Origin of the sequence: Flagellimonas taeanensis (assembly GCF_003584105.1) — a bacterium.
In the GTDB taxonomy this organism is placed as follows: domain Bacteria; phylum Bacteroidota; class Bacteroidia; order Flavobacteriales; family Flavobacteriaceae; genus Flagellimonas; species Flagellimonas taeanensis.
The window spans coordinates 16,630-42,185 of record NZ_QXFO01000028.1; the positions used below are offsets into that span (position 1 = coordinate 16,630).

Consider the following 25,556-nt stretch of genomic DNA (forward strand, 5'->3'; position numbering starts at 1 on the left):
TGTAGTACGATTTGGTATTCATAATAACTTTCACTTTTAGAAATTCGTATAATCGGTCGATATAAAACATCCCATTTTTAGACGAAATACATTTTTTTGGATGAAATACATGGTTTGTCCCAATATCCTGTTAAATTCATTGCGCAAACCAACTGAACAATGTTTAAAAAAATCGGACCTGGAGTATTGGTCGCAGCGGCCTTTGTGGGACCGGGAACCATAGCCATGTGCACCTTGGCCGGGGCACGTTTCGGGTATGCTCTGATATGGGCCTTGGTAGTCTCCATTTTGGCGACCATCGTGCTACAGGGAATGGCGGGTAGGATAGGGGTGGTAACCCAAAGTGGACTGGTGGATGTGATGCGCCAGGAACTGAAAGTGCCTTGGATAAGGAAAACGGTCATCACCGTGGTTTTGGCCGCCATACTCATCGGCAACGCTGCTTATGAGGCCGGAAACATCGGTGGCGCCACTTTGGGGTTGGAACAACTAGTCGGCCAAGAATGGACAAAACCATACTTGCCTATACTGATCGGGTTTTTCATATTCCTGTTGCTCTGGTTCAGCAGTTATAAGGCCTTGGAACGCATTTTTGTGGGTTTGGTGGGCATCATGGGGGCTAGCTTTGTCGTTTGCGCCATCATTGTCAAACCTTCCGTCGCGGAAATCGTGAAAGGGATGTTCGTGCCCAGACTGCCCGAAGGAAGTTTGTTCACCGTCATCGCCTTGGTAGGCACCACGGTGGTGCCCTACAATCTTTTTTTGCATACCTCTTTGGTGAAGGAGAAATGGAAGTCCGTGAGCGGGATAAAGGAGGTCAAATGGGACACGATTGTATCCATTGCCTTGGGAGGAATCGTATCCCTGGCCATTTTGGTGACAGCATCTGCGGCTCCCATTGCAGATGTGAACCAAGTTTTGGACATGGCAAAGGGGTTGGAACCCTTGTTCGGCAAAATGGCTGTTTACTTTATGTCCGTTGGACTATTGGCTGCGGGAGTCACTTCGGCCATCACCGCGCCATTGGCGGCGGCCTATGTGGCCAGTAGTTGTTTTGGATGGTCTGGGGGCATGCAGGACAAGCGATTCAAGTGGACCTGGGCCTTTGTGCTTTTCTGTGGGGTCATCTCCTTGTCGTTTGACATCAAACCCATCGAGGTGATACAATTTGCCCAAGTGGCCAATGGTCTGTTGTTGCCCATTATGGCGATGTTGCTGCTTTGGGTGGTGAACAAGAGGTCCGTCATGGGACAATATCAGAACACAATGTTGCAGAATGCTTTCGGACTGGCCATTGTATTGTTCAGTATTTTTCTGGGAATGAAAAGCATCCTTAAAGTAATGGGAGTGTTTTAATATGAAGTCAAATGTCAGAAGTGTCACGTTGAGCGTAGTCGAAACGTCGGAAGTCAGAAGCCTAAAACCAATAACATAATAACCCAATAATTAAGTAACATATCAACCTAGCAAATGAAAACATGGCAAGTGGACATCAACTGTGACGTAGGGGAGGGAATTGGCAATGAGAGCGATGTTTTCCCCTACATCAGCTCGTGTAATATTGCCTGTGGCGGACACGCGGGCGATGTCCAGAGCATGTGGGAAGTCATCCTATTGGCCCAAAAGTACCGTGTGAAAATAGGTGCCCATCCATCGTACCCCGACAAGGCCAATTTTGGAAGGGAAGTGATGGATATTCCTGCGGATGTGCTTATACAAAGCATAAAAAATCAATTGGGCACATTTTATGGTGTCCTAAAAAAGGAAGATGCCCAACTGCACCATATCAAGGCACATGGCGCATTGTATAACCAAACGGCAAGAGATGTTGGTGCGGCCGATGTCTATTTGGAGGCCATCAAAGAATATCGGGATACGGCCATTGTTTACGCCCCATTCGGGTCAGTGGCGGCAAACAGGGCCGAAAGCATGGGTTTTGAGGTATGGCACGAAGCCTTCGCGGATAGAAACTACAATCCAGACTTGAGTTTGGTGTCCAGAAAAAGCGATAAAGCCCTTATTGAAGACCCCAAAAAGGTTTTGGACCACATATTGCCCATAATAAAAAAAGGAACTGTTGCCACAGTGGATGGAAAAACCCGAAAAATAGAGGTAAAAACCCTTTGCGTGCATGGGGATACTCCTTCGGCATTGGAAATATTGATGTATCTTTCACGGGAATTACCCAAACATCAGGTGAACCTAGAAAAGTGAAAAGTTACCCCATCACCATCAAACCATTTGGAGAACGGGCCGTCTTGATCGAATGGCCCAACAAAGTTGAAGAATCCATTCTGGCAGACATCCTCGATTTCATGGATGCCTTTAAGCAGCGCAAATTACAAGGTTGGGAGATGTCCGTGGCCTATAATTCCTTGACCATGGTCTATAATGAAGACCATTTGGATTTCGAAGAGGTCAAAAAACTCATTTTGGACTGCCATGCAGAACAAGTAAGCCCAACCATCAAAAGGAAACGACATTTGTGGACCATTCCGGTGTGCTATGACCTGGAATTCGGAATCGATATCGAAGAAGTTTCCAAAACTTTGGGGCTGTCCGTAGACGAACTCATCCATCAGCATACGTCCCATCAATATGTGGTCTATGGCATCGGATTTTTGCCAGGTTTCATGTACTTGGGAGGGCTCCCAACATCCCTTGAAATTCCAAGAAGGGCCGAACCTCGGTTGGAGGTGGCCAAAGGTTCCGTGGGATTGGCGGCAAAACAAACGGGCATTTACCCACAGGACTCCCCAGGAGGCTGGAACATCATCGGGAATTGCCCGGTCACCTTGTTCGACCCCAATGCCAAGGAGCCTTGTTTTGTAAAGGTCGGGGACAAAATCCAGTTTGAAAAAATATCGAAGGCAGCATACGAGTTGCACAAAATAGAAGGGGAAGTGGGCATTTATAAACCAGAAAAAGTAGAGTTGGATGCTTAAAGTGTTGAAATCCGGTTTTTTTGTGACCATTCAAGATTTGGGGAGATTTGGATACCGTGACATCGGCGTCCCTATTTCGGGAGCCATGGATGTGTTGTCGGTAAAAAAGGCCAACCTTTTGCTGGAGAACGACCCCAATGCCGCGGTCATGGAGATTACCATGACGGGGCCTACGCTCCTATTTGATGAGCCTACCTATATCTGTCTGTCCGGGGCCCATATTGCTGCCACCCTGAACAACCAGCCCATAGAAAACTACCAAGTGGTGAAAGCCAGCAAAGGCGATATTCTGTCCTACGGCAGATTGGATGATGGTTTTAGAAGTTATTTGGCCGTAAAGGGTGGTTTCCAGACGGATGTGGTCTTGGGGAGCCGTTCACAATTTGTTCCCGTGACCAAGAAAAAAAGGCTCAAGGACGGTGATGAGGTGAAATACGGCAAAATGCTTTCGTACAGTCCCATTATTTCTGAGGTCAAGATCGAGGAACACTTCCATAAGAACTATTTGGAAGTGTACAAGGGCCCTGAGTTTTCTATCCTGTCCGATGCCCAACTGACCGAAATTTTTACAAAGACGTTCACCGTTTCCAAGGAAAACAATAGGATGGCCTACCAACTTTCGGAGACCATAACCGGGCATTCCCATTCCATGCTCACCTCAGGCACTTTGCCGGGCACGGTGCAGTTTACCCCAGCCGGAAAGCTGATCGTTCTGATGAAGGATGGCCAGACTACCGGAGGGTATCCACGCATCTTGCAACTTTCAGAAGATTCGATATGTACCTTGGCCCAGAAAAAGTTGGGGGATAAGCTTACCTTCAAGCTGGTTTAAAATTTGGGTTATTTTTTGTTCAAATGAAGGAATCGACCCATTTTTTTCGTAACATTGAAGCATGAAAAGAAATAATTTCGTCATCAGCGTGGTCATTATTGTTCCAGATCTGGAATGATACAGTCGTGCTGTTAATGAAAAGGGCCTGTATCAAAAGCTGATACAGGCCCTTTTTCTTTACCGGTAAAAATAATTGAATGTTGGATTTTAAAATGGTTTAAGTGGTTGATTTACAGTGATTAAAGTTTATTATGTTCCAAATGGATTTAAACAGCCCTTTTCTGTTAAAAATCTAAGGCTTTTTAAACATCTATCTTTGGTTTGCAGAGATAAATTCAGTAGAACGCTGCATTAGAATGAAATTTGATAATGGAATTGAACAAGTTTAGCAAGAACGTGACCCAAGACCCTACGCTGCCGGCCGCCCAGGCCATGTTGCATGCCATAGGGCTTACAGACGAAGATTTACAAAAACCATTGATAGGGATTGCCAGTACGGGATATGAAGGCAATCCATGCAACATGCACCTCAACAAACTGGCGGTGGATGTGAAAAAAGGGGTAGAGTCCACCAACATGGTAGGACTCATCTTCAACACCATTGGGGTGAGTGATGGGATTTCCAATGGTACACCGGGGATGAGATATTCCCTTCCGTCAAGGGACATCATTGCGGATTCCATTGAAACCGTGATGCAAGCCATGAGTTATGACGGTTTGGTGACCGTGGTGGGCTGTGATAAGAACATGCCTGGCGCTTTGATGGCCCAGTTACGTTTGAACAGGCCTTCGATCTTGGTCTATGGAGGTACCATAGCCCCAGGGTGCCACAACAATAAAAAATTGGACATCATTTCCGCTTTTGAAGCCTACGGACAGCGGGTAGCGGGAACCATTGATGAAACAGAATTCAAGGAAGTGATCCACAAGGCATGTCCGGGAGCTGGGGCCTGTGGCGGAATGTACACGGCCAATACCATGGCATCTGCCATTGAGGCCATGGGCATGTCCATGCCGTTCAATTCGTCCATTCCGGCAGAAAATGCTGCCAAAGGAGCTGATTGCGAGTCCGCGGGTTCTGCCCTGTTGCATTTGTTGAAAGAAGACATCAAACCAAGGGACATCGTGACCAAGAAATCCCTTGAGAATGCATTTCGATTGGTGACAGTCCTTGGGGGTTCCACCAACGCCGTGCTCCACTTTATGGCCATTGCGCATGCTGCCGAGGTAGATTTTACTTTGGAGGATGTGACCAGGATCAGCGATAACACCCCTTTGTTGGCCGATTTGAAACCCAGCGGGAAATATGTAATGGAAGACCTGCACAAAGTGGGTGGGGTGCCAGCGGTCCTAAAATACATGTTGAAAAAAGGAATGCTTCACGGTGACTGTATCACTGTCACCGGAAAAACATTGGCCGAAAACCTATTGGACGCTCCAGATTTGACGGAAGGACAGGATATCATCAGAACTTTGGAACAGCCCATCAAGGAAACGGGCCATATCAGAATATTGTTCGGCAACTTGGCCTCCGAAGGTGCCGTGGCCAAAATCACCGGAAAGGAAGGATTGAGCTTTACAGGAACCGCAAGGGTCTTTAACAGTGAGACCGAAGTGAACCATGGCATCCACAATGGAAAAGTGCAGAAAGGTGATGTGGTGGTCATTCGTTACGAAGGACCCAAAGGTGCGCCCGGTATGCCTGAAATGCTAAAACCGACCTCGGCCATCATGGGAGCGGGTCTCGGAAAGGACGTGGCCCTGATCACCGATGGAAGGTTTTCTGGAGGATCGCACGGCTTTGTGGTGGGACACGTTTCCCCCGAAGCACAAGTTGGTGGCGGAATCGCATTGGTCAAGGATGGGGACACCATCACCATAGATGCCGTGAAGAACACCATCAACATGGACATTTCAGATGAGGAGCTGGAAAAGCGAAGAAAAGAGTGGAAACAGCCAGAATTGAAAGTAAAATCAGGCAGTTTGTACAAATATGCCAAGACGGTTTCATCGGCATCCAAAGGATGTGTAACGGATTTGATATAACAACAAGCTCCAGAAGAGCATAGCGGGACAATCCCAAAATATAGGCTTATGGAAACATTAAAAGCGGAAAAGAAGGACGCGAAAAAAAAGACAGCGATACGTATCACCGGAGCTGAGGCCATCATCCATTGTTTGTTGGCAGAGGGTGTGGATTTGATATATGGATACCCGGGAGGTGCCATCATGCCCGTGTATGACGAATTGTACAAGTTTCAGGATAAGCTGACCCATATCCTTACCCGACATGAGCAAGGGGCTACCCATGCTGCACAGGGGTATGCTCGCGTAAGTGGAAAAGTAGGTGTGGCCATGGCCACATCCGGTCCAGGTGCCACAAATTTGGTTACTGGTATCGCCGATGCCCAGATAGATTCCACCCCACTGGTGTGTATCACCGGACAGGTGGCAAGACATTTGTTGGGCTCCGATGCCTTTCAGGAAACGGACATTGTGGGCATTTCTACCCCAGTGACCAAATGGAACTACCAAATTACCCGTGCAGAAGAAATCCCTGAGATCATGGCAAAGGCATTCTATATAGCTAGGTCAGGACGACCAGGTCCTGTGTTGGTGGACATTACCAAGAATGCCCAATTCGATGAATTGGATTTTGTGTATGAAAAATGCACAGGGGTGAGAAGCTACAAACCAGCTCCTAAGCCGGACGTGAACGCCATTGAAAAAGCAGCGGAATTGATCAACAACGCCAAAAAGCCCTACATCGTTTTTGGACAAGGGATTATTTTGGGCGAGGCCGAAGAAGAACTCAAGGCATTGGTGGAAAAAGCGGGAATCCCAGCAGCTTGGACCATTTTGGGTCTTTCTGCCATGGACACCGACCATCCATTGAATGTGGGTATGGTGGGCATGCATGGAAATTATGGCCCCAATGTCCTGACCAATGAATGCGATGTCCTGGTTGCCATCGGAATGCGTTTTGACGATCGGGTGACCGGAAACCTTGCAACCTATGCCAAGCAGGCCAAAATCATCCATTTTGAGATAGACCCCGCCGAAGTGAACAAAAATGTGCCCGTGGACGTTGCAGTTTTGGGCAATGCCAAGCAAACCTTGGGATTCTTGTTGCCCTTGGTCAACAAGAATGAGCACAAGGAGTGGGTGGCCGAGTTTGAGAAAAAGCGACAAATAGAATACGATACCGTAATCGACAAGGATATCTATCCCACTAAGCCGGGCCTTACCATGGGTGAGGTGATTGAACAGATCAATGTGGCTTCTGGGCATAAGGCGGTCATTGTTTCCGATGTGGGACAGCACCAGATGATTGCCTGTAGATACGCTAAATTCAAACAAACAAAGAGCAACATCACCTCTGGTGGCTTGGGAACCATGGGATTTGCCCTTCCGGCGGCCATCGGTGCCAAAATGGGAGCCATGGATAGGGAAGTGGTGGCCATCATCGGTGATGGTGGGTACCAGATGACCATTCAGGAGCTAGGGGTCATTTTCCAGCACAATTTGCCCGTAAAGATTGTGGTCCTCAACAACGATCACTTGGGTATGGTGCGCCAATGGCAGGAACTTTTCTTCGAAAGACGTTATGCCTCCACGGTAATGACCAATCCTGATTTTGTGAAAATAGCCGAAGGCTATCACATCAAGGCCAGAAGGGTAGTGGAGCGCTCCGATTTGAAGGATGCTGTGGAAGAAATGATGGCCTCCAAAGATCCTTATTTCTTGGAAGTCAGGGTAGAGAAGGAAGATAACGTGTTCCCAATGGTTCCGACGGGAGCTTCCATCTCCGATATCTTATTGAAGTAAGAATGGACCAGGCCAATATTTTAAAAATGCCGTCAAGGTATTCGGCATTGCTTGAGAAGTCAAGGGAAATAGGCTTTGGCATGTCTTCTGACGTGTATATTGGTACCCTTTTGAAAACTTTGGTGGCCTCCAAACCCAATGGAAACTTTTTGGAGTTGGGCACGGGAATCGGATTGTCTTTGGCTTGGATGGTCGAAGGCATGGATGGAAATTCTAAAATTATCAGTGTCGATAACGATTCGGAACTCATTCAGATTGCCAATGCCTTTTTTCATGGTGAATCTAGGTTGGTATTGGTTTGTACCGATGGTGGAGAATGGCTGGAATCGTACAACGGAGCCGCTTTTGATTTGATTTTTGCAGATGCTTGGCCCGGAAAGTATAGTCATTTGGATAAAGCATTGGAATTGCTGAAAACGGGTGGGTTTTATGTGATTGATGATATGCTAAAACAACCCAATTGGCCATCAGGACACGAAGAAAAAGCCAAGGAATTGGTTCGAATATTGGAAAAGAGAGAAGATATAACACTTACAAAGATGGATTGGTCCACTGGACTTATCGTTGCAGTTAAAATAAAATAGCATGGAAAAACAATGGTTTACCATTTCGGTATACTCCGAAAATCATGTGGGATTGCTCAACAGGATATCAGGAATATTCTTGAAGAGACACATTAACATAGAAAGTTTAAACGTTTCAAAATCAGAGATTGAAGGCGTTTCAAAATTCACGATTGTAATTTATTCCACAGAAGACTGGGCCATAAAAATCGTCAATCAGATTGAAAAGCAGGTGGAGGTCATCAAAGCGTATTACCACACCGATGATGAGACCATTTATCAAGAGTCGGCCTTGTTCAAAATCGCATCGAACCTACTGTTCGATGAACGCCAGATCCAGAACATCATCAAAGATAGCAACTCCCAGATCGTCACAGTAAGCCGTGAGTTCTTCGTGCTGGCCAAAACAGGCCGTAGGCATGAAATCGATGAGATGCACGATGCGCTTGAACCTTATGGCATCATGCAGTTCGTTCGTTCGGGGCGCATTGCCGTAACAAAAGCGGCCATGCCGATATCCGAAATATTGACAGAATTTCAAGAAAACTAAATAGCATAAAATCAAATCATAAAAATGGCAAATTACTTTAGTACACTATCGCTTCGTGAGCAATTGACCCAATTGGGAAAATGTAGGTTTATGGACCCCAGCGAATTTGCTGATGGTGTTTCAGCTTTAAAAGGGAAGAAAATTGTGATCATAGGCTGTGGGGCCCAAGGGTTGAACCAAGGCCTCAATATGCGTGATTCCGGATTGGATGTATCGTATACCTTGAGGGAAGCCGCAATCAAGGAAAAAAGGCAATCCTTTAAAAATGCATCGGAGAACAACTTTGTTGTGGGCACCTACGAGGAATTGATCCCGACCGCCGACATGGTCATCAACCTGACCCCGGACAAGCAGCACACGAAAGTGGTAGGGGCTGTAATGCCGTTGATGAAAAAAGGAGCTACTTTGTCCTATTCCCACGGGTTCAATATCGTGGAGGAAGGGATGCAGGTCCGGGAGGATATCACTGTGATCATGGTGGCTCCAAAAAGTCCGGGTTCCGAAGTGCGCGAAGAGTACAAAAGAGGTTTCGGTGTACCAACCTTGATCGCCGTTCATCCTGAGAACGATCCTGAGGGAAAAGGGTTGGAGCAAGCCAAGGCCTATGCAGCGGCTACTGGCGGTGATAAGGCCGGGGTGTTGGAATCTTCATTCGTGGCCGAGGTAAAATCGGATTTGATGGGGGAGCAGACCATTCTTTGCGGTCTGTTGCAGACAGGTTCCATTCTTTCTTTCAACAAGATGGTTGAGAAAGGGGTTGATGCCGGATATGCCTCCAAATTGATACAATACGGATGGGAGACCATCACCGAAGGATTGAAACAAGGGGGCATCACCAATATGATGGACCGTTTGTCCAACCCTGCCAAGATAAAGGCCTTTGATTTGGCCGAAGAATTGAAAGTGATCATGAGACCCTTGTTCCAAAAGCACATGGACGACATCATGAGTGGTCATTTCTCCAAGACCATGATGGAAGATTGGGACAATGGCGATAAAAATCTATTGGACTGGCGTGCCGCTACTGGCGAAACTGCTTTCGAAAAGACTCCTGCCGGCAATGTGTCCATTTCCGAGCAAGAATACTACGACAACGGTGTGTTGATGGTTGCATTTGTAAAATCCGGGGTTGAATTGGCCTATGAGACCATGACCGAATCAGGGATCATCGGCGAATCCGCTTACTACGAATCGCTTCACGAGACTCCATTGATCGCTAACACCATTGCTAGGAAGAAGTTGTTCGAGATGAACCGTGTCATTTCTGATACCGCTGAGTATGGTTGCTACTTGTTTGACCATGCCTGTAAGCCTTTGTTGACGGATTTCATGAAAAAAGTGGAAACCGACGTGATTGGCAAGAAGTTCGGAGAAGGAAAGGACAACGGTGTGGACAACATCAAACTTATCGCCGTCAACAAGGCCATCCGTACCCATGATGTGGAAGTAGTGGGAGCAAGACTCCGTGCATCCATGACAGCTATGAAGCCTATAGCATAAATTGTATTTGGCCCCATGAGCAAAGAAACTGTGGAAACGTATTTTCCGCAAATAGCGGATATTCATCAAGCGGCAAAAATCATCGCCCAAGTGGCGGAAGAAACTCCTTTGCAGCAAAGTATCCGTTATTCCAAGGCTTATGGGGCCAATATATTTCTTAAGCGGGAAGACCTTCATCGAGTCAGAAGCTATAAGATCCGTGGGGCCTATAACAAGATATCTTCTTTGTCCAAGGAACAATTGGACAGGGGCGTGGTCTGTGCCAGCGCGGGAAACCATGCCCAGGGTGTGGCATTTGCCTGCAGCCATTTGAAGGTAAAGGGTACCATTTACATGCCTGTTGTTACACCAAAACAAAAAATCGACCAGACCAAGATGTTTGGCGGAGATTGGGTGAAAGTGGTTCTGGAAGGGGACACTTTTGACGATTCCAACAGGGCGGCCCAAAAATATTGTGAACACGAAGAAAAGACCTTTGTCCATCCGTTTGATGATGAAAAGATCATTGAAGGGCAGGCAACAGTAGGCTTGGAAATCCTTGAACAAAGCGATGTTCCCATCGACTACCTTTTTGTGGCCGTGGGTGGTGGAGGCTTGGCCTCTGGACTGTGTGGTGCTTTTCAAGCGTTGTCGCCGAAGACCAAGATCATTGGAGTGGAACCTGAAGGGGCGCCTTCCATGAAAAGGTCCATTGCAGAAGGAAATTTGGTGCAGTTGGGAACCATTGACAAGTTTGTTGATGGAGCAGCCGTACAACAAGTGGGACGATTGACCTATACCATTTGTAGGGACCATTTGTATAAAATGGAAACCGTGCCCGAAGGAAAGGTATGCCAGACCATTTTGGACCTATATAACCGTGATGCCATCGTAGTGGAACCCGCCGGGGCATTGACCATTGCTGCCCTTGATAATTTTGCGGAGGAAATCAAGGGAAAGAATGTGGTCTGTGTGGTGAGTGGTAGCAACAACGACATTACCCGAACAGCCGAGATCAAGGAGCGGGCATTGCTGTATGCCAATCTTAAGCACTATTTTATAGTGCGGTTTCCGCAGCGACCTGGGGCATTGAAGGAGTTTGTGGCCGATATTTTGGGACCGGATGATGACATCACCCATTTTGAATATTCCAAAAAGTCGAGCAGGGAAAATGCACCTGCAGTAGTGGGAATAGAACTGAAGTCTGCCGACGACCTGGAACCATTGATCCATCGTATGAAGGCCAATAACTTTTTTGGGGACTATCTCAACGATAAGCCTGATTTGTTCCAATATTTGGTGTGATTTCCACAACAATTTTTCTGTATGTTTTGATATTGGGTCGGCTAAATCGTTTTTGTGTTGAAACCCATGTAGAACCAAAGCTTTCCCAAATGTTTTTATGTTAGCTTTGTAGAGGCCCACCGACCATTTTTTTGAGAACACTAATTCTATAAACGAAAAATTTATGTCAACAACCAAGACCGTGATACCGGAAGCGTTTCAAATCAAGGAAGAAATCCATCAAAAGACCTATTTGGTCAACGGAGAGCTGCGCAAATGGAACGGAGCAACAACTCCTGTGGTCTCCACGATATCATCTACCAAGGAATATGTGCCAACAGTTTTGGGCAGTATCCCGGATATGGGTGAGACCGAGGCTTTGGAAGCTTTGGATTCGGCAATGGCAGCCTATGATAAGGGAAAAGGGGTTTGGCCCACCATGAAGGTCAAGGACCGCATTGAATGCATGGTGTCCTTTGTGAAAAAGATGGAGAAGAAAAGAGAGGAAGTGGTCAAGCTTCTGATGTGGGAAATAGGAAAGTCCAAAACGGATTCGTACAAAGAGTTCGATCGTACCGTTGAGTATATTTATGATACGATCGAGGAATACAAGCAATTGGACCGCAACAGTGCCAAGTTTGACAAGCATGATGGGGTGTATGCCCATATCCGTAGGGGTCCTCTGGGCGTGGTTTTGTGCCTTGGTCCCTATAATTATCCCTTGAACGAGACTTTTGCTTTGCTCATTCCGGCCATCATCATGGGGAACACGACCATTTTTAAGCCGGCCAAGTATGGGGTTTTGCTTATCACGCCTCTTTTGGAGGCATTTCAGAGCAGTTTTCCCAAAGGAGCTGTCAATATACTCTTTGGTCGTGGAAGGGCCGTGGCGGCGCCTATAATGAAGACGGGGAAGGTTGATGTCCTGGCCTTGATTGGCAACAGTAAATCGGCCAATGCATTGCAGGACCAACATCCAAAGAGCAACCGACTTCGTCTGGTCTTGGGCTTGGAGGCCAAGAACCCGGCCATTGTGCTCCCCGATGCCGATTTGGACCTGACCATAAACGAATGTATTGCAGGGACTTTGTCCTTTAATGGGCAACGCTGTACGGCGCTCAAAGTGGTGTATGTCCACGAAGATATCAAGGATGAATTCTTGAGACGTTTTTCGGAAAAAGTAGATGCCCTGAAATTTGGTAATCCATGGGACGATGGAGTGAGCCTTACTCCGCTGCCAGAACCGGACAAACCTGCCTATATCCAAGAACTTTTGGACGATGCAAAGGCCAAGGGGGCCAAGGTCATCAACAAGAAGGGCGGAAAGCATTTTGACAATTACATATGGCCTGCGGTGCTCTATCCGGTATCGAAGGATATGAGGGTGTATGAAGAGGAGCAGTTTGGGCCGATCATTCCTGTGCTTTCCTTCAAGGATATTGAAGAGCCCTTGGATGATATGGCGGAATCCAACTACGGACAACAGGTGAGTCTGTTCGGCAAGGACGTCTATACGTTGTCACCATTGATCGATACGTTGGCCAACTTGGTGTGCCGAGTGAACCTGAACAGCTCTTGCCAACGAGGCCCGGACGTCTATCCGTTCACGGGAAGAAAGGATTCGGCACAATCCACATTGAGTGTGCACGATGCTTTGAGGTCCTTTTCCATCCGAACCTTTGTGGCGTTCAAGGACAATGAACTGAACACCCAAACCGTGGAGCAATTGATGGAGGCCAAGGTAAGCAACTTCTTGAGCACGGATTATATTCTGTAGAAAAGTGATGACTACTGAAAAATAAAAAGCCCCGAAGAATCGGGGCTTTTTGATTACTATTATTTAGGAAAAAATCCGTCAACCTGAACTTATTTCAGGTTCTCACAATTTCAATAATAACAAGATAAGATTCTGAAATAAATTCAGAATGACGAATCCCTATATTTTTGAGACGGATCAGGCAATTTAAATGTTTTTGGCCAGCCAGTCCCCAACTTCGCTGGTTTTGTATGCTTTCCCGCCATCGGCAAGATCTTCGGTCACTACACCTTCGGCCAATGATTTGTTTACCACTTCACGGATGGCTTCGGCCTCGTCCTTTAAACCAAAAGCAGTCTCGAACATCATGGCTGCAGAAAGTACGGTGGCCAGTGGGTTGGCGATGTCCTTTCCGGCCGCTTGTGGATAAGATCCGTGGATAGGCTCGAACAAAGAGGTCTTTTCGCCCAAGGAAGCCGACGGCATCAACCCCATGGAACCTGATATCACGGATGCTTCATCAGTAAGGATGTCCCCAAATAGGTTTTCGGTGATCAATACGTCATAGGAGCTGGGCCATTGCACCAAACGCATGGCCACTGCATCCACAAACTCATAGGAAACCTGTACCTCTGGATATTCCTTTTCCAAATTCTGTACAGTTTCCCTCCATAGACGTGATGTTTCCAATACGTTCGCTTTGTCCACGCAACACAGTTTTTTAGATCGTTGCATGGCCATTTCAAAACCTTTTCGAGCCAAACGTTCTACTTCGGCACGGGTGTAAGTGCAGGTGTCGTATGCGGTATTGTCATTGTCTTCCCGGCCTCTTTTTCCAAAATAGATACCTCCGGTCAATTCGCGCAAAAAGACCAAATCGGTCCCTTCAATGCGTTCCCTTTTTAAGGGTGATTTATCGATCAAGGATGGAAAGGTGAACGTTGGGCGGACATTGGCGAACAATCCCAGTTTTTGGCGCATTTTCAACAAACCTTGCTCGGGACGGACCTTGGCGGATGGATCGTTGTCGAAACGTGGGTGTCCGATGGCCCCGAACAATACGGCATCTGCGGCCACGCATACTTCATGGGTTGCATCGGGGTAGGGTTCTCCAACGGCATCTATGGCGGCAGCTCCGGTAAGGGCCGGTGTCCAGTTGATTTCATGGCCGAACTTTGCAGCTACGGCATCGGATACTTTTACAGCTTGGTCGATCACTTCCGGGCCAATTCCATCCCCGGCCAAAAGGGCTATGTTTAGTTTCATTTATCTGTGGTTATTGTGTTATTAAGTTACAGGGTTATTTGGTTATTCCAATCAGTCTTTTGTCTTTACTCTTTTTTCTTTTTGCTCTTGTGTTTGAACTTGTGCCTTGAACTTATACTAGGTTGAGCATTTTTTCCGTAGCCTTTATGGCAGATACCGTTTGGTCGGAATCCAAGCCACGGGTGATGAAATCCTTCTCCTTGGTCTGCCAGGTGATTATGGTCTCGCAAAGGGCATCAGAATTGCTCCCTGGAGGTATGCGCACGGCATAGTCCACCAATTTGGGAAGCTCACGATTCTCTTTTTTGTACACTTTCTTCAGGGCGTTGATAAAGGCATCAAACTGACCATCGCCTTGGGAACTTTCCTCGTACAGCTTTCCTTCAATCTCAATGGAAAGGGTAGTGGAGGGTTTTAGACCTTTGGAGTGGGTCAGTACGTAGGATTTCACAAAAACCCTTTGTTGGTACAAGTTGCTATCCAATACATCTGAAATGATGTAGGGCAGATCTTCCTTGGTGACCCGTTCTTTTTTGTCGCCCAGTTCAATGATGCGTTCGGTGACCTTCTTCAGTTCATCATCGTTCAAGGTAATGCCAAGCTCCTGCAGATTCTTTTGGATATTGGCTTTTCCTGAAGTCTTTCCTAGGGCATATTTTCGCTTTCTGCCAAAACGCTCTGGTAACAAATCGTTAAAGTAAAGATTCTTTTTACTGTCTCCATCTGCGTGTATTCCAGCGGTTTGTGTGAAAACATTGTCTCCAACAATAGGTTTATTGTCAGGTATGCCGAAACCGGTAAACGCCGACACCAGTTTACTCACCTTATACAGTGAGGATTCCTTGACACCAATGTTGATTTCCGGTAAAAAATCATTGATCACGGCCACTACGCTGGCCAATGGGGCGTTTCCTGCCCTTTCACCCATACCGTTGACGGTCAGGTGTAATCCATGTGCTCCCGCTTTTACCGCTTCCATGACATTGGCGACACTGAGGTCATAATCATTGTGCCCGTGAAAATCAAAATGGGAGTTGGGGTACCTGTCAATGATTTCTTTGAAAAACGCACCTGTCTCCGTATGTGTGAGCACTCCCAAAGTGTCGGGCAGTAAAATCCGCTTGATAGGTTGCTGGGTCAGAAAGTCCAAAAACTGAAAAACATACGCCTTGGAATTTCGCATCCCGTTGCTCCAATCCTCTAGGTACACATTGGTTTCGATACCGAGTTCTTGGGCTTTGAAAATAGCATTTTCAATTTCCTTAAAATGCTGTTCTGGAGTCTTTTTGAGTTGATGTGTTAAATGATTGATTGAGCCTTTGGTGAGTAGGTTCTGTACCTTTGCACCTGCCTCAATCATCCAATTCAAGGAAACACCATTGTCCACAAAAGTGAGCACTTCCACCTTGGAAAGGTACCCTTCCGAAGCGGCCCATTCCGTAATGTTTTTAACGGCTTTCAGCTCTCCCTCGGAGACGCGGGCTGAGGCCACTTCAATCCGGTCTACCTTAAGTTCTTCCAATAACAGCTTGGCCAAAGTGAGCTTCTCGGAAGCTGAAAAGGAGACCCCAGAGGTTTGTTCACCATCCCTAAGGGTGGTGTCCATGATTTCAATGGTACGTTTTTTCATTCTCTATATGGGTACCCAATTTAAAGGGGGGTGTTCTCGGCAAATGCCTCTATGTCTTTTTTGATGTTCAGCAAATAGTCAATATCATCAAAACCATTGAGCATGTTCTGTTTTTTGTACCCGTTGATCTCAAAGCTTTCGCTTTCGCCGGTGGCCAAAATGGTAATGGTCTGCTCGGACAGGTCTATTTTCAGTTCCGTTTTGGGGTCGGCCTCAATGGTGGTAAAGATCTTATCCAGAAAACCAGCACTCACCTGAACGGGAAGCACACCCACATTCAGACAGTTGTTGCGAAAAATGTCTGCAAAAAAGCTGGACACCACGCATCGAAACCCATAATCGTAAACGGCCCATGCGGCGTGTTCCCTAGAGGAACCGGAACCAAAGTTTTTGCCACCCACCAGGATTTTTCCGGAGTAGATGGGGTTGTTCAGTACAAAATGCTCCTTTGGCGTGCCATCGGAATTATATCGCCAATCGCGGAACAGGTTATCGCCAAATCCTTTTCGCTCCGTGGCTTTTAGGAATCGGGCAGGGATGATCTGGTCGGTATCCACGTTTTCTATGGGCAATGGTACCGCCGAACTTGTCAATATGTTGAATTTATCGTATGCCATTTTTCTTTCAATTATCAGTTATCAAAGTTCAATTAACAATGGATTTTTTATCGCTAGCTAATTGTTCACTGGTCATTGTTCATTGTAAATTGTTATGCAAATGCTTCTTCCATGAGTTCCCTTGGGTCGGTAACCTTCCCGGTCACTGCTGCAGCGGCTGCTACCAACGGACTTGCCAATAGGGTTCTGGCACCTGGGCCTTGTCTTCCTTCAAAGTTTCTGTTGGACGTGCTCACCGCATATTTTCCTGCGGGGATTTTATCGTCGTTCATGGCTAAACAAGCAGAACAACCGGGTTCCCTGAGTTCAAATCCAGCTTCTTGTAGGATGTCCAAGATTCCCTCTTCTTTGATGGCTTCTTCCACCCTGTGCGAACCGGGTACCAGCCAAGCGGTCACATTTTCCGCTTTCTTTCTTCCCTTGATGATGGAGGCAAATGCCCTGAAATCCTCGATCCTACCATTGGTGCAGCTTCCTAGGAACACAAAGTCGATGGGTTTGCCAATCATGGCATCCCCTTCGTGGAACGCCATATATTCCAATGATTTTTTGTAGGTGGCCACACCGCCTTCCACGGCTTCTGCGAGTGGAATATCGTTTTTGATGCCCATGCCCATACCCGGGTTGGTTCCGTAGGTAATCATGGGCTCTATTTCGGAAGCCTCAAAAGTAAGTTCCTTGTCAAAAACGGCATCACTGTCAGAATACAGGGTTTTCCAGTATGCCATGGCGTTGTCCCAATCAGCTCCTTTGGGTGTGTATTCGCGACCTTTGATGTATTCGAAGGTCTTCTCATCGGGAGCGATCATACCGCCACGGGCACCCATCTCGATACTGAGGTTGCAAACGGTCATACGGCCTTCCATGGACATGTTCTTGAACACATCTCCTGCATATTCCACAAAATAGCCGGTGGCACCGGAAGTGGTCAATTTGGAGATGATGAACAAAGCAACATCCTTGGGTGTAACGGCCTTGCTCAGGCTTCCGTTGATGTTGATGCGCATTTTCTTGGGCTTTGGCTGCATGATGCACTGCGTGGAAAGCACCATTTCCACCTCGCTGGTCCCTATTCCAAAGGCAATGGCACCAAAAGCTCCGTGTGTTGATGTGTGTGAGTCCCCGCACACGATGGTCGCGCCGGGAGCTGTGATTCCATTTTCCGGACCAATGACATGGACAATACCATTTTTCTCATGTCCAAGACCCCAATAAGGGATGTTGTGCGCTGCGGCATTTTCTTCCAAGGCCCTTAATTGGTTGGCGGATAGTTGGTCCTTTACGGGCAAATGTTGGTTCAGGGTAGGGGTGTTGTGATCGGCGGTCGCAAACGTCCGCTCGGGATACAGCACCTTGATGCCCCTGTTCTTCAATCCTAAAAAAGCCACGGGACTGGTGACCTCGTGCACCAAATGCCTGTCTATGAACAGCACATCGGGGCCATTTTCAATATGTTTTACCACATGGGAGTCCCACACTTTGTCAAATAGTGTCTTGCTCATTGTATCAATCTAATTTTGTAAGCTTTCAAAGTTAAGGTTTGAATGCAAATCTATTTTTTAAAGCCCATTAAAATTACGATGTCCAACGGCTGTTTCAATGAAATATTCGAAATGTTAACAAATGCATTGGTCCAGATCTAAATTATCACAACTGAAGAGTTTGTTCCCCATTTTTAGGTATAATTTGGATTTATGTATAAAAAAGAGATCGATGCTGTCACGTTTTATACCACTATCTTGTTTTAAGATATAAAACGTTATGGAAAACATTCATAAAACCTTGACGACCTATGCCTATAACATCTCAGGCTCGATGGAGGATGCCAAGGACGTGGTTCAGGATGTCATTGAAAAGCATATAGGGGCCGATAGATCACATATTGAGGATGAACGGAATTATTTGATCAAATCTGTTGTCAACCATGCCATAAACCTGAAAAAAAGAAAATCCTATAAGTCCGTATATGGAGAATGGCTTCCTGACCCGGTAGACCTGAATCAGGCCGATAGCCATGTTATAAAAGAACAAACAGCTTCATATTCCCTTTTGGTGCTGATGGAGAAACTGAACGCATTGGAACGCGCCGTATTTATCTTAAAAGAAGGTTTTGCCTATAAGCACAAAGAGATTGCGGATGTATTGGATATCCAGACCGATCATTCGAGGCAGTTGTTCCTTCGGGCAAAGAAATCACTGAAGAAGACGAGTTATATTGAAAAAAGAACAGAACCAGAGATTTTGAAAGCCTATATAAACGCCATTTCGAATGCGGATCTGGACAAACTCGAATCATTGTTGGTAGAAGATATTGAGCTCATGGCCGACGGGGGCAGTACGGTTAAGGTCATCACAGGAAGTCTGGTCGGGGCCAACAGTACAGCAAAGCTGCTCCAAAATGTCTATGGACTGTTCTTGCAGGACAAAAAATACTTTATCACCGAGATCAATCATCAACCTGCTGTCGTCTTCCATGAAAATGATAAGGTCTATAACTGCCAAATCTTGGTTTGCGAGAACCATCGCATTGCCAGCCTGTACTCCATTGTGGATCCCCAAAAATTAAAACTGCTAAAAGTCCGGTGACTTGTCACGTTTTTTTCATTGAGATTGTCTTCAATAAAAAAACATGATGCAGACTTTATTAAGGATTGACAGTAGTCTCAGGAAAGAAGGCTCGTATAGCCGCATGTATGGGGACATTTTTGTTCAAATGTGGAAAGAAAGGAACCCAGGCTCAAAAATCAATTACAGAGACCTCAACAAGGATCGGATACCCCATTTGACGCAAGAGGTCACACAGGCCTTTTTTGGCAGAGCCGAAGATGATGGGTTACTAGAGATTTCGGACATGCTTTGTGAAGAGATATGGGGAAGTGATGCGGTGCTGCTGACCTGTCCGATGTACAATTTTGGAATTCCTTCTACACTGAAATCCTATTTTGACCATGTCATCAGGGTCAATCGAACTTTTCGATATCATGGCGACCAAGGTTATGAGGGGCTATTGAAAAACAAAAAAGCCTATGTGATCACTTCCATGGGAGGGAAAAAGACCGATCTGGAAACATCCGAACCTTTTGAGCAGTACCTACAACAATTATTGGGGTTTATGGGAATCGAGGATATTAAGATGGTATCCATAAACGGGACCGCATCGGAAGATTTCATTTTAGGCCAAGAAATACATTACATAAACCAAGTAAAACAAATGATATGAATCAAACAATCCAAATAGAACAAGCCGTAAAAGATTTTATTAAGGCCGGGGATACGAACGATATCCAACTACTGGATCGGGTGTTGCACAAAGATTATCAAAATGTGCAAGATGGTTTTTTCGATAAGCCAGGCCTATACCAGTTCTCCAAGGAGGAATATAGACGATTGGTAGGGGAGAAAACGTTTGGAGGTGTACCCCGAACAATCACCGTCCATTCCATCGAAGAATACGGAAGCCATTTAGCTGTGATGAACGTTACTTTGGAAAGTGAAGCGCTGTTGTTCAATTCTGTGATCGTGGTCGTCAGGAAAAGGTCGGATTGGCAGATATTGAACAACTTTCCAAAGATTGTTGGAAAAGGATAAGGCCTATTTTTGGGGATGCACCGGGTATGCTCAACTGATATAATTCCAAATCGTCTTTTGGGCCATCATTCGGGTAAAGGCCCGGAGCACTGGTGCATTCTCCTCTTTTTCCAATTTGGGGTCGTTTTTCAGCAATTGCAAGACATGATACCGAGCGGTCTGTAAAATTTGGTTGTCCTTGACGATGTCCGCAATCTTTAAGCTGAGCAGCCCACTTTGTTGCGTGCCCATCAAATCGCCTGGCCCTCGCAGCTTTAGGTCAACCTCGGCAATCTCAAACCCATCGTTGGTGCTGGTCATGGTTTGCAAACGCGTTTTGGCATCTTCGGACAATTTATGGCCTGTCATCAAAATACAAAAACTTTGTTCGGCACCTCGGCCCACACGCCCACGAAGCTGGTGCAATTGGGAAAGCCCGAAGCGTTCCGCACTTTCAATGATCATCACCGAGGCATTGGGCACGTTCACCCCGACCTCGATGACCGTAGTGGCCACCATGATTTGGGTCTCACCTTTTACAAAGCGCTCCATTTCATAGTCCTTGTCCGCAGGTTTCATTTGTCCGTGCACAATGGAAATTTGAAACTCCGGTTGTGGAAAGTCCCTGGCAATGCTCTCATAGCCATCCATCAGATCTTTATAATCCATAGCCTCCGATTCTTGGATCAGCGGATATACGATGTACACCTGCCGTCCTTTTTTGATTTCCTCTTTGAGGAACCCAAACACTTTTAGACGATTATTGTCAAACCGATGTACGGTGGTCACGGGTTTACGACCGGGTGGGAGTTCGTCGATTACGGAAACATCCAAATCCCCGTACAGACTCATGGCCAAGGTTCGGGGAATAGGGGTTGCCGTCATCACCAACACATGTGGAGGGATATCATTTTTATGCCACAATTTGGAACGCTGCGCCACCCCGAAGCGATGTTGTTCGTCCACAATGGCCAGTCCTAGGTTGTGGAACTGGACCTTATCCTCCAAAACGGCATGGGTGCCCACCAAAATGTTCAGGTTCCCGTTTTCCAGCTGATTGTGCAGCAGGGTCCGTTCCGATTTTTTTGTGGAACCCGTCAACAAGGCAATCTTGATGTCCATTTGCCCCAAAAGTTCCTTGAGTCCATTGTAATGTTGGGTAGCCAAGATTTCCGTGGGGGCCATCAAGCAGGCTTGGAATCCGTTGTCGATGGCCAATAGCATGCACATCAGGGCCACAATGGTTTTTCCGGACCCCACATCGCCCTGTAACAAGCGGTTCATTTGAGCATTACTGCCCATGTCGTTGCGGATTTCCTTGATCACCCGTTTTTGGGCTTCCGTGAGTTCAAAGGGGAGATGGTTTTGAAAGAACGTGGTGAAATGTTCCCCCACATTTTCAAAAGGCAGCCCCTTGATCTTTTGTTTGCGGAGCATTTTTTTGGAAATCAATTGCATCTGCACAAAAAACAGTTCCTCAAATTTTAATCGGAACTGTGCCCGCGCCAACAACTCTTGGTTTTTTGGAAAATGGATGTTGAACAGCGCCTCCGCCTTTGGGATCAGCCGCAACTCTTCAAGAATGTCTTTGGATAATGATTCAGGAAAATAGCCTTTGGATTCCAATAAAAGCTGTTGCGCCATTTTGGAAACGACCCTGTTGGTAATGCCCGAAGCGCTCAGCTTTTCGGTGGATGGGTAGATGGGCTGCATGGCAATTTTCAGCCCTTGTTGATGATGGTGCAACAGTTCCATTTCCGGGTGCGGTATGGAAAAAGTGCTGCCGTATTGCGAAACCCGACCGAACACCACGTAGGGTTCGTTGATTTTTAAATTTTCCTTGATCCATTTATGGCCGCGGAACCAAACGAGTTCCATTTGTCCCGTTTCGTCCACAAAGGTGGCCACGAGGCGTTTTCCACGTTTTTGTTCCACCATTTTGAGGTGGATGATCTTCCCGACCACCTGCACATCGGCACCACTGGGCTGCAATTGGTTGATCTTGTAATAACTGGTGCGGTCCAAGTAACGATTGGGAAAGAGATGGAGCAGGTCCCGATAGGTCTCAATGCCCAGTTCGGCCTTCAGGACATCGGCCCGGTTGGGACCGACACCTTTGAGATAGGCTATGGGAGTTTGTAGAAAATTGGGATTCATCGAACTAAAATATGTAATTTGGAAGGACTTTTGATAGGATGATGGCATGAAGCTGAACCCGATTCTTATTTTTTTCCTATTTGTGCAATTCCTGAGCGCCCAGGTTCAGGACAAGGTGGATTTTAAATTTTGCGGAGCCGACATTTACATTCAACCTTCTGAAAAAAAAATATCTGGAAGATATAGTATTGAATTTTTGGCTCTTGAAAACGTAGAATCAATTTTTTTGGATGCTCATGATATGACTTTTGATAATATTGAATTAACCAGATACCAGACTCATAAAAGTGTTGAGGTTAATTTTGATGAAGTCATAACTGCAAATAAAATCATGATTAATGCACAATTCCAAGAAGGAGAATATTATACATTAACTTTTGAATACAGAGTAAGTCCAAAACAGACTGTTTATTTTTTGGGCTGGGACGATGAAATCGTAGGAAATGAACAAATCTGGACACAAGGACAGGGAAAATATACCAGTCATTGGTTGCCCAGTTTAGATGATATGACCGAAAAGACGACTTTTGATTTAAACTTTGTCCTTCAAGAAAGTTATCCAGTAATCTCAAATGGAAAACTAGAAAAAAAAGATACTCTACCAGATTCGAAGGCCTTTTTCTGGCAGTTTGACATGAAAAAACCCATGAGCAGCTACTTGCTAGGCTTTGTGATTGGAGATTTTGATAAAAAGGAGCTCAAATCTTCGTCCGGAGTACCCATTGAACTGTATTACGAGCCCAAGGACAGTTTAAAAGTAGAGCCCACCTACCGCTACACCCAGCATATTTTTGATTTTTTGGAAAAGGAAATTGGAGTACCCTATCCGTGGCAGAACTACAAACAGGTGCCCGTTCAGGATTTTTTGTACGCGGGTATGGAAAACACCACCTGTACCATTTTTTCCAACCAATACGTGATCGATTCCACGGCTTTTGTGGACAAAAATTACGTGAATGTCAACGCGCATGAACTGGCCCACCAATGGTTTGGGAATCTGGTCACCGAAACCAGTAGCGAGCACCACTGGTTGCACGAGGGTTTTGCTACGTATTATGCCTATTTGGCCGAAAAGAATTTATTTGGTGAAGACCATTTCTATTGGCATTTGCTGGGAACGGCTGAAGCCTTGAAAAGCATTTCGGAGGACGACCAAGGGGAGGCACTCAGAAACCCAGGTGCGGGCAGCCTCACGTTTTATGAAAAAGGGGCGTGGGCCTTGGCAATGTTGCATGAAAGGGTGGGGGACTCCAATTTCAAGCGAGGAATCCGCAACTATCTCCAAAAATACGCCTATCAAAATGTGACCATCCCCGATTTTATGCAGGAAATGGAAAACGTTTCAGGCATGGACCTTTCCGAGTTTGAACGGGAATGGTTGGAAGATCCCAATTTCCGATATGCCGAAGTCCAATCGTTTTTGATGCAAAAGAATACCTCCATCAAGCGTTTTTTTGAATTGAAGGAACAAATAGGTGAACAAGCGGAAACTGCGGAAAATCATTTGAAGGACATCTGGGACTCCTTGGGCTCCAGCCAACTGAAACAACATTTGGTCTTGGCGTATGCGAACCATTTTTCGCCCGGGTTCCTATCGGTCATTCTCCGCACGGGCGACCTCAAAGTAAGGCAGGCCGTTATTCTTTCCCTGGAAAAGATACCTGCGGAACTACAACAGGAAACCGAGAGCCTTCTCCTGGACCAGAGCTACACGACGATCGAAAGTGCATTGTATAAACTCTGGGGAGATTTTCCCGACAATAGGGAAAAATACCTTGACGATACCGAAGAATTGGAGGGGTTTCCCAACAAGAACCTTCGGGTGTTGTGGTTGACCTTGGCGTTGGTGACCCCTGGCTACAATCCGGGAATGAAACCTTCCTATTTTGAGGAATTGAACGGGTACACAGGGCCCGAACACCATTTTGAGACCCGCTTGTTGGTGTTCCAATATTTGAATACCATAGGGGGCTACAGCGATGAGACACTAAAGAATTTGGTGGAGGCATGTGGCCACCATGTATGGCATTTTAAAAAATCAGCTAGGGATATTTTGAAGGAATTTTTGAAGAACAAAGAAGGTTTGGCCCGGGTAAAGGCAATTTATCCTTTGCTGAACCAACAAGAAAAGCAATATTTGGACAAAACATTGGGAGAATGAGGGCATTGGTCATTTCAGGTGGGGGGAGCAAAGGTGCTTTTGCAGGGGGTGTGGCCCAATTTCTGATTCAGGAAGCCCAACACAAGTACGATCTTTTTGTGGGTACTTCAACAGGAAGTCTCCTGATTTCCCATCTTGCCCTCAACAAATTGGATAAGATCAAGGAAATCTACTCCTCGGTGAATCAGGACAGTATTTTCAACAACTGTCCGTTTGTCATCAAAAAAAAACACGGGGTCGAAATCATAGCCATCAACCACTGGAACGTGGTGAAAAATTTCATCCGTGGGAAAAAGACCTTTGGCGAGAGTGAGAACCTGCGAAAGCTGATACGGCAGTCCATTACGATGGAAGAGTTCAACGAGCTCAAGGAAAGCCATGCGGATGTGGTGGTGACGGTGTCCAACCTCTCACTGAACCAAGTGGAATACAAATCCGTGAACGACTGTACTTACGACGAATTCTGTGATTGGATCTGGATTTCTTCCAATTACACCCCTTTTATGAGTTTGGTGAAGAAAGATGGCTGCGAATATGCCGATGGTGGCCTAGGCAGTCTGGTGCCCATCGAGGAGGCTTTGAGCCGTGGTGCGACGGAAGTGGATGTGGTGGTGCTGCACACCGAGGTGAACTATCTTAACCGGATGTCTTCCAAAAACCCCTTCGACCTCATTACTACCATTTTCAGTTTCATGCTGGATAGGATCGAGAACCAGAACATCCGTATCGGAAAGCTGGTGGCCAATCAAAAGAATGCCATCATCAATTTTTATTACACGCCCACTGTTCTTACTACCAACTCTTTGATATTCAATAAAGAACGAATGACCTTATGGTGGAAGCGCGGCTATCTATATGCCAAGAACAAGAACGAGGAAACCAGTCCTATCGACCCTGAACATCAGGAATAAATTCCAGACC

Annotated in this window: 21 protein-coding genes; 16 read left to right on the top strand and 5 right to left on the bottom strand. The window is 46.2% G+C overall.

The annotated features are described in order from the left end of the window. The first annotated feature begins 159 nt into the window (after nt 1-159). From D2V93_RS17430 to D2V93_RS17480, 11 genes are all read left to right on the top strand, one after another. Nucleotides 160-1,356: an Nramp family divalent metal transporter gene (locus D2V93_RS17430; RefSeq protein WP_119620331.1), complete on the top strand. Its 1,197-nt coding sequence runs from the start codon at nt 160-162 to the stop codon at nt 1,354-1,356. Nucleotides 1,357-1,470: 114 nt separating this feature from the next. Continuing rightward, nucleotides 1,471-2,214: a 5-oxoprolinase subunit PxpA gene (gene pxpA / locus D2V93_RS17435; RefSeq protein WP_119620332.1), complete on the top strand. Its 744-nt coding sequence runs from the start codon at nt 1,471-1,473 to the stop codon at nt 2,212-2,214. Then, entirely contained in the window at nt 2,211-2,945 is a 735-nt protein-coding gene (pxpB, locus tag D2V93_RS17440) for a 5-oxoprolinase subunit PxpB (protein WP_072881620.1), read from the top strand. The genes pxpA and pxpB overlap by 4 nt, the downstream gene beginning before the upstream one ends. Further along, the gene (locus tag D2V93_RS17445) at nt 2,938-3,777 is read left to right on the top strand and encodes a 5-oxoprolinase subunit C family protein (protein WP_119620333.1); all 840 of its coding nucleotides are present in this window, start codon (nt 2,938-2,940) and stop codon (nt 3,775-3,777) included. Before pxpB ends, D2V93_RS17445 begins: the two co-directional genes overlap by 8 nt. 369 nt (nt 3,778-4,146) lie before the next feature. After that, nucleotides 4,147-5,823, top strand: a complete 1,677-nt coding sequence (gene ilvD, locus D2V93_RS17450) for a dihydroxy-acid dehydratase (protein ID WP_119620334.1) — start codon at nt 4,147-4,149, stop codon at nt 5,821-5,823. Between the two features lie 48 nt (nt 5,824-5,871). Next, a complete protein-coding gene (ilvB, locus tag D2V93_RS17455) occupies nt 5,872-7,605 on the top strand; it encodes a biosynthetic-type acetolactate synthase large subunit (RefSeq protein WP_119620335.1) in 1,734 nt (577 codons plus the stop codon). Nucleotides 7,606-7,631: 26 nt separating this feature from the next. After that, entirely contained in the window at nt 7,632-8,189 is a 558-nt protein-coding gene (locus D2V93_RS17460) for an O-methyltransferase (RefSeq protein ID WP_245978297.1), read from the top strand. Between the two features lies 1 nt (nt 8,190). Continuing rightward, nucleotides 8,191-8,718: an acetolactate synthase small subunit gene (gene ilvN / locus D2V93_RS17465; RefSeq protein ID WP_072881625.1), complete on the top strand. Its 528-nt coding sequence runs from the start codon at nt 8,191-8,193 to the stop codon at nt 8,716-8,718. Nucleotides 8,719-8,742: 24 nt separating this feature from the next. Then, nucleotides 8,743-10,218, top strand: coding sequence for a ketol-acid reductoisomerase (ilvC, locus tag D2V93_RS17470; protein WP_119620337.1), 1,476 nt, complete (start codon nt 8,743-8,745; stop codon nt 10,216-10,218). A gap of 15 nt (nt 10,219-10,233) precedes the next feature. Further along, entirely contained in the window at nt 10,234-11,502 is a 1,269-nt protein-coding gene (gene ilvA, locus D2V93_RS17475) for a threonine ammonia-lyase (protein ID WP_119620338.1), read from the top strand. A gap of 163 nt (nt 11,503-11,665) precedes the next feature. Next, nucleotides 11,666-13,258 carry an NADP-dependent glyceraldehyde-3-phosphate dehydrogenase gene (locus D2V93_RS17480; protein WP_119620339.1) on the top strand — a complete coding sequence of 531 codons (1,593 nt, stop codon included), beginning with the start codon at nt 11,666-11,668 and terminating at the stop codon, nt 13,256-13,258. A 186-nt stretch (nt 13,259-13,444) separates the two neighbouring features. Here D2V93_RS17480 and leuB read toward each other — a convergent pair whose 3' ends face one another. The 4 genes from leuB to leuC form a co-directional block, all read right to left on the bottom strand. Continuing rightward, nucleotides 13,445-14,503, bottom strand: coding sequence for a 3-isopropylmalate dehydrogenase (gene leuB / locus D2V93_RS17485; RefSeq protein WP_119620340.1), 1,059 nt, complete (start codon nt 14,501-14,503; stop codon nt 13,445-13,447). A 112-nt stretch (nt 14,504-14,615) separates the two neighbouring features. Further along, nucleotides 14,616-16,133, bottom strand: coding sequence for an alpha-isopropylmalate synthase regulatory domain-containing protein (locus tag D2V93_RS17490; protein ID WP_119620341.1), 1,518 nt, complete (start codon nt 16,131-16,133; stop codon nt 14,616-14,618). 20 nt (nt 16,134-16,153) lie between these two features. Then, nucleotides 16,154-16,750: a 3-isopropylmalate dehydratase small subunit gene (gene leuD / locus D2V93_RS17495; protein WP_119620342.1), complete on the bottom strand. Its 597-nt coding sequence runs from the start codon at nt 16,748-16,750 to the stop codon at nt 16,154-16,156. A 92-nt stretch (nt 16,751-16,842) separates the two neighbouring features. Then, a complete protein-coding gene (leuC, locus tag D2V93_RS17500) occupies nt 16,843-18,252 on the bottom strand; it encodes a 3-isopropylmalate dehydratase large subunit (protein ID WP_119620343.1) in 1,410 nt (469 codons plus the stop codon). 259 nt (nt 18,253-18,511) lie between these two features. Here leuC and D2V93_RS17505 point away from each other — a divergent pair, with 259 nt between their 5' ends. The 3 genes from D2V93_RS17505 to D2V93_RS17515 are packed head-to-tail and all read left to right on the top strand — an operon-like array spanning nt 18,512 to nt 20,338. Beyond that, nucleotides 18,512-19,336: a sigma factor-like helix-turn-helix DNA-binding protein gene (locus D2V93_RS17505; RefSeq protein WP_119620344.1), complete on the top strand. Its 825-nt coding sequence runs from the start codon at nt 18,512-18,514 to the stop codon at nt 19,334-19,336. A gap of 43 nt (nt 19,337-19,379) precedes the next feature. Next, entirely contained in the window at nt 19,380-19,970 is a 591-nt protein-coding gene (locus D2V93_RS17510) for an FMN-dependent NADH-azoreductase (RefSeq protein WP_119620345.1), read from the top strand. After that, complete coding sequence (locus D2V93_RS17515; protein ID WP_119620346.1) at nt 19,967-20,338, top strand: nuclear transport factor 2 family protein; 372 nt, start codon at nt 19,967-19,969, stop codon at nt 20,336-20,338. Before D2V93_RS17510 ends, D2V93_RS17515 begins: the two co-directional genes overlap by 4 nt. A 30-nt stretch (nt 20,339-20,368) precedes the next feature. Here D2V93_RS17515 and recG read toward each other — a convergent pair whose 3' ends face one another. Next, entirely contained in the window at nt 20,369-22,474 is a 2,106-nt protein-coding gene (gene recG / locus D2V93_RS17520; RefSeq protein WP_119620347.1) for an ATP-dependent DNA helicase RecG, read from the bottom strand. 46 nt (nt 22,475-22,520) lie between these two features. Between recG and D2V93_RS17525 the strand changes: the two genes are divergently transcribed. After that, complete coding sequence (locus tag D2V93_RS17525) at nt 22,521-24,635, top strand: M1 family metallopeptidase (RefSeq protein ID WP_119620348.1); 2,115 nt, start codon at nt 22,521-22,523, stop codon at nt 24,633-24,635. After that, complete coding sequence (locus tag D2V93_RS17530) at nt 24,632-25,546, top strand: patatin-like phospholipase family protein (RefSeq protein WP_119620349.1); 915 nt, start codon at nt 24,632-24,634, stop codon at nt 25,544-25,546. Before D2V93_RS17525 ends, D2V93_RS17530 begins: the two co-directional genes overlap by 4 nt. Nucleotides 25,547-25,556: the final 10 nt, after the last annotated feature.

Excerpts from the sequence above, each read along its gene's own strand:
- D2V93_RS17515 (WP_119620346.1), top strand. The coding sequence starts at position 19,967 with ATGAATCAAACAATCCAAATAGAACAAGCCGTAAAAGATTTTATTAAG.
- ilvD (WP_119620334.1), top strand. The coding sequence starts at position 4,147 with ATGGAATTGAACAAGTTTAGCAAGAACGTGACCCAAGACCCTACGCTG.
- D2V93_RS17445 (WP_119620333.1), top strand. The coding sequence starts at position 2,938 with ATGCTTAAAGTGTTGAAATCCGGTTTTTTTGTGACCATTCAAGATTTG.
- pxpA (WP_119620332.1), top strand. The coding sequence starts at position 1,471 with ATGAAAACATGGCAAGTGGACATCAACTGTGACGTAGGGGAGGGAATT.
- D2V93_RS17460 (WP_245978297.1), top strand. The coding sequence starts at position 7,632 with ATGCCGTCAAGGTATTCGGCATTGCTTGAGAAGTCAAGGGAAATAGGC.
- D2V93_RS17505 (WP_119620344.1), top strand. The coding sequence starts at position 18,512 with ATGGAAAACATTCATAAAACCTTGACGACCTATGCCTATAACATCTCA.
- D2V93_RS17430 (WP_119620331.1), top strand. The coding sequence starts at position 160 with ATGTTTAAAAAAATCGGACCTGGAGTATTGGTCGCAGCGGCCTTTGTG.
- ilvB (WP_119620335.1), top strand. The coding sequence starts at position 5,872 with ATGGAAACATTAAAAGCGGAAAAGAAGGACGCGAAAAAAAAGACAGCG.
- D2V93_RS17480 (WP_119620339.1), top strand. The coding sequence starts at position 11,666 with ATGTCAACAACCAAGACCGTGATACCGGAAGCGTTTCAAATCAAGGAA.
- leuB (WP_119620340.1), bottom strand. The coding sequence starts at position 14,503 with ATGAAACTAAACATAGCCCTTTTGGCCGGGGATGGAATTGGCCCGGAA.
- leuD (WP_119620342.1), bottom strand. The coding sequence starts at position 16,750 with ATGGCATACGATAAATTCAACATATTGACAAGTTCGGCGGTACCATTG.
- ilvA (WP_119620338.1), top strand. The coding sequence starts at position 10,234 with ATGAGCAAAGAAACTGTGGAAACGTATTTTCCGCAAATAGCGGATATT.
- ilvC (WP_119620337.1), top strand. The coding sequence starts at position 8,743 with ATGGCAAATTACTTTAGTACACTATCGCTTCGTGAGCAATTGACCCAA.
- D2V93_RS17490 (WP_119620341.1), bottom strand. The coding sequence starts at position 16,133 with ATGAAAAAACGTACCATTGAAATCATGGACACCACCCTTAGGGATGGT.
- recG (WP_119620347.1), bottom strand. The coding sequence starts at position 22,474 with ATGAATCCCAATTTTCTACAAACTCCCATAGCCTATCTCAAAGGTGTC.
- D2V93_RS17525 (WP_119620348.1), top strand. The coding sequence starts at position 22,521 with ATGAAGCTGAACCCGATTCTTATTTTTTTCCTATTTGTGCAATTCCTG.
- D2V93_RS17510 (WP_119620345.1), top strand. The coding sequence starts at position 19,380 with ATGATGCAGACTTTATTAAGGATTGACAGTAGTCTCAGGAAAGAAGGC.
- D2V93_RS17530 (WP_119620349.1), top strand. The coding sequence starts at position 24,632 with ATGAGGGCATTGGTCATTTCAGGTGGGGGGAGCAAAGGTGCTTTTGCA.
- leuC (WP_119620343.1), bottom strand. The coding sequence starts at position 18,252 with ATGAGCAAGACACTATTTGACAAAGTGTGGGACTCCCATGTGGTAAAA.
- ilvN (WP_072881625.1), top strand. The coding sequence starts at position 8,191 with ATGGAAAAACAATGGTTTACCATTTCGGTATACTCCGAAAATCATGTG.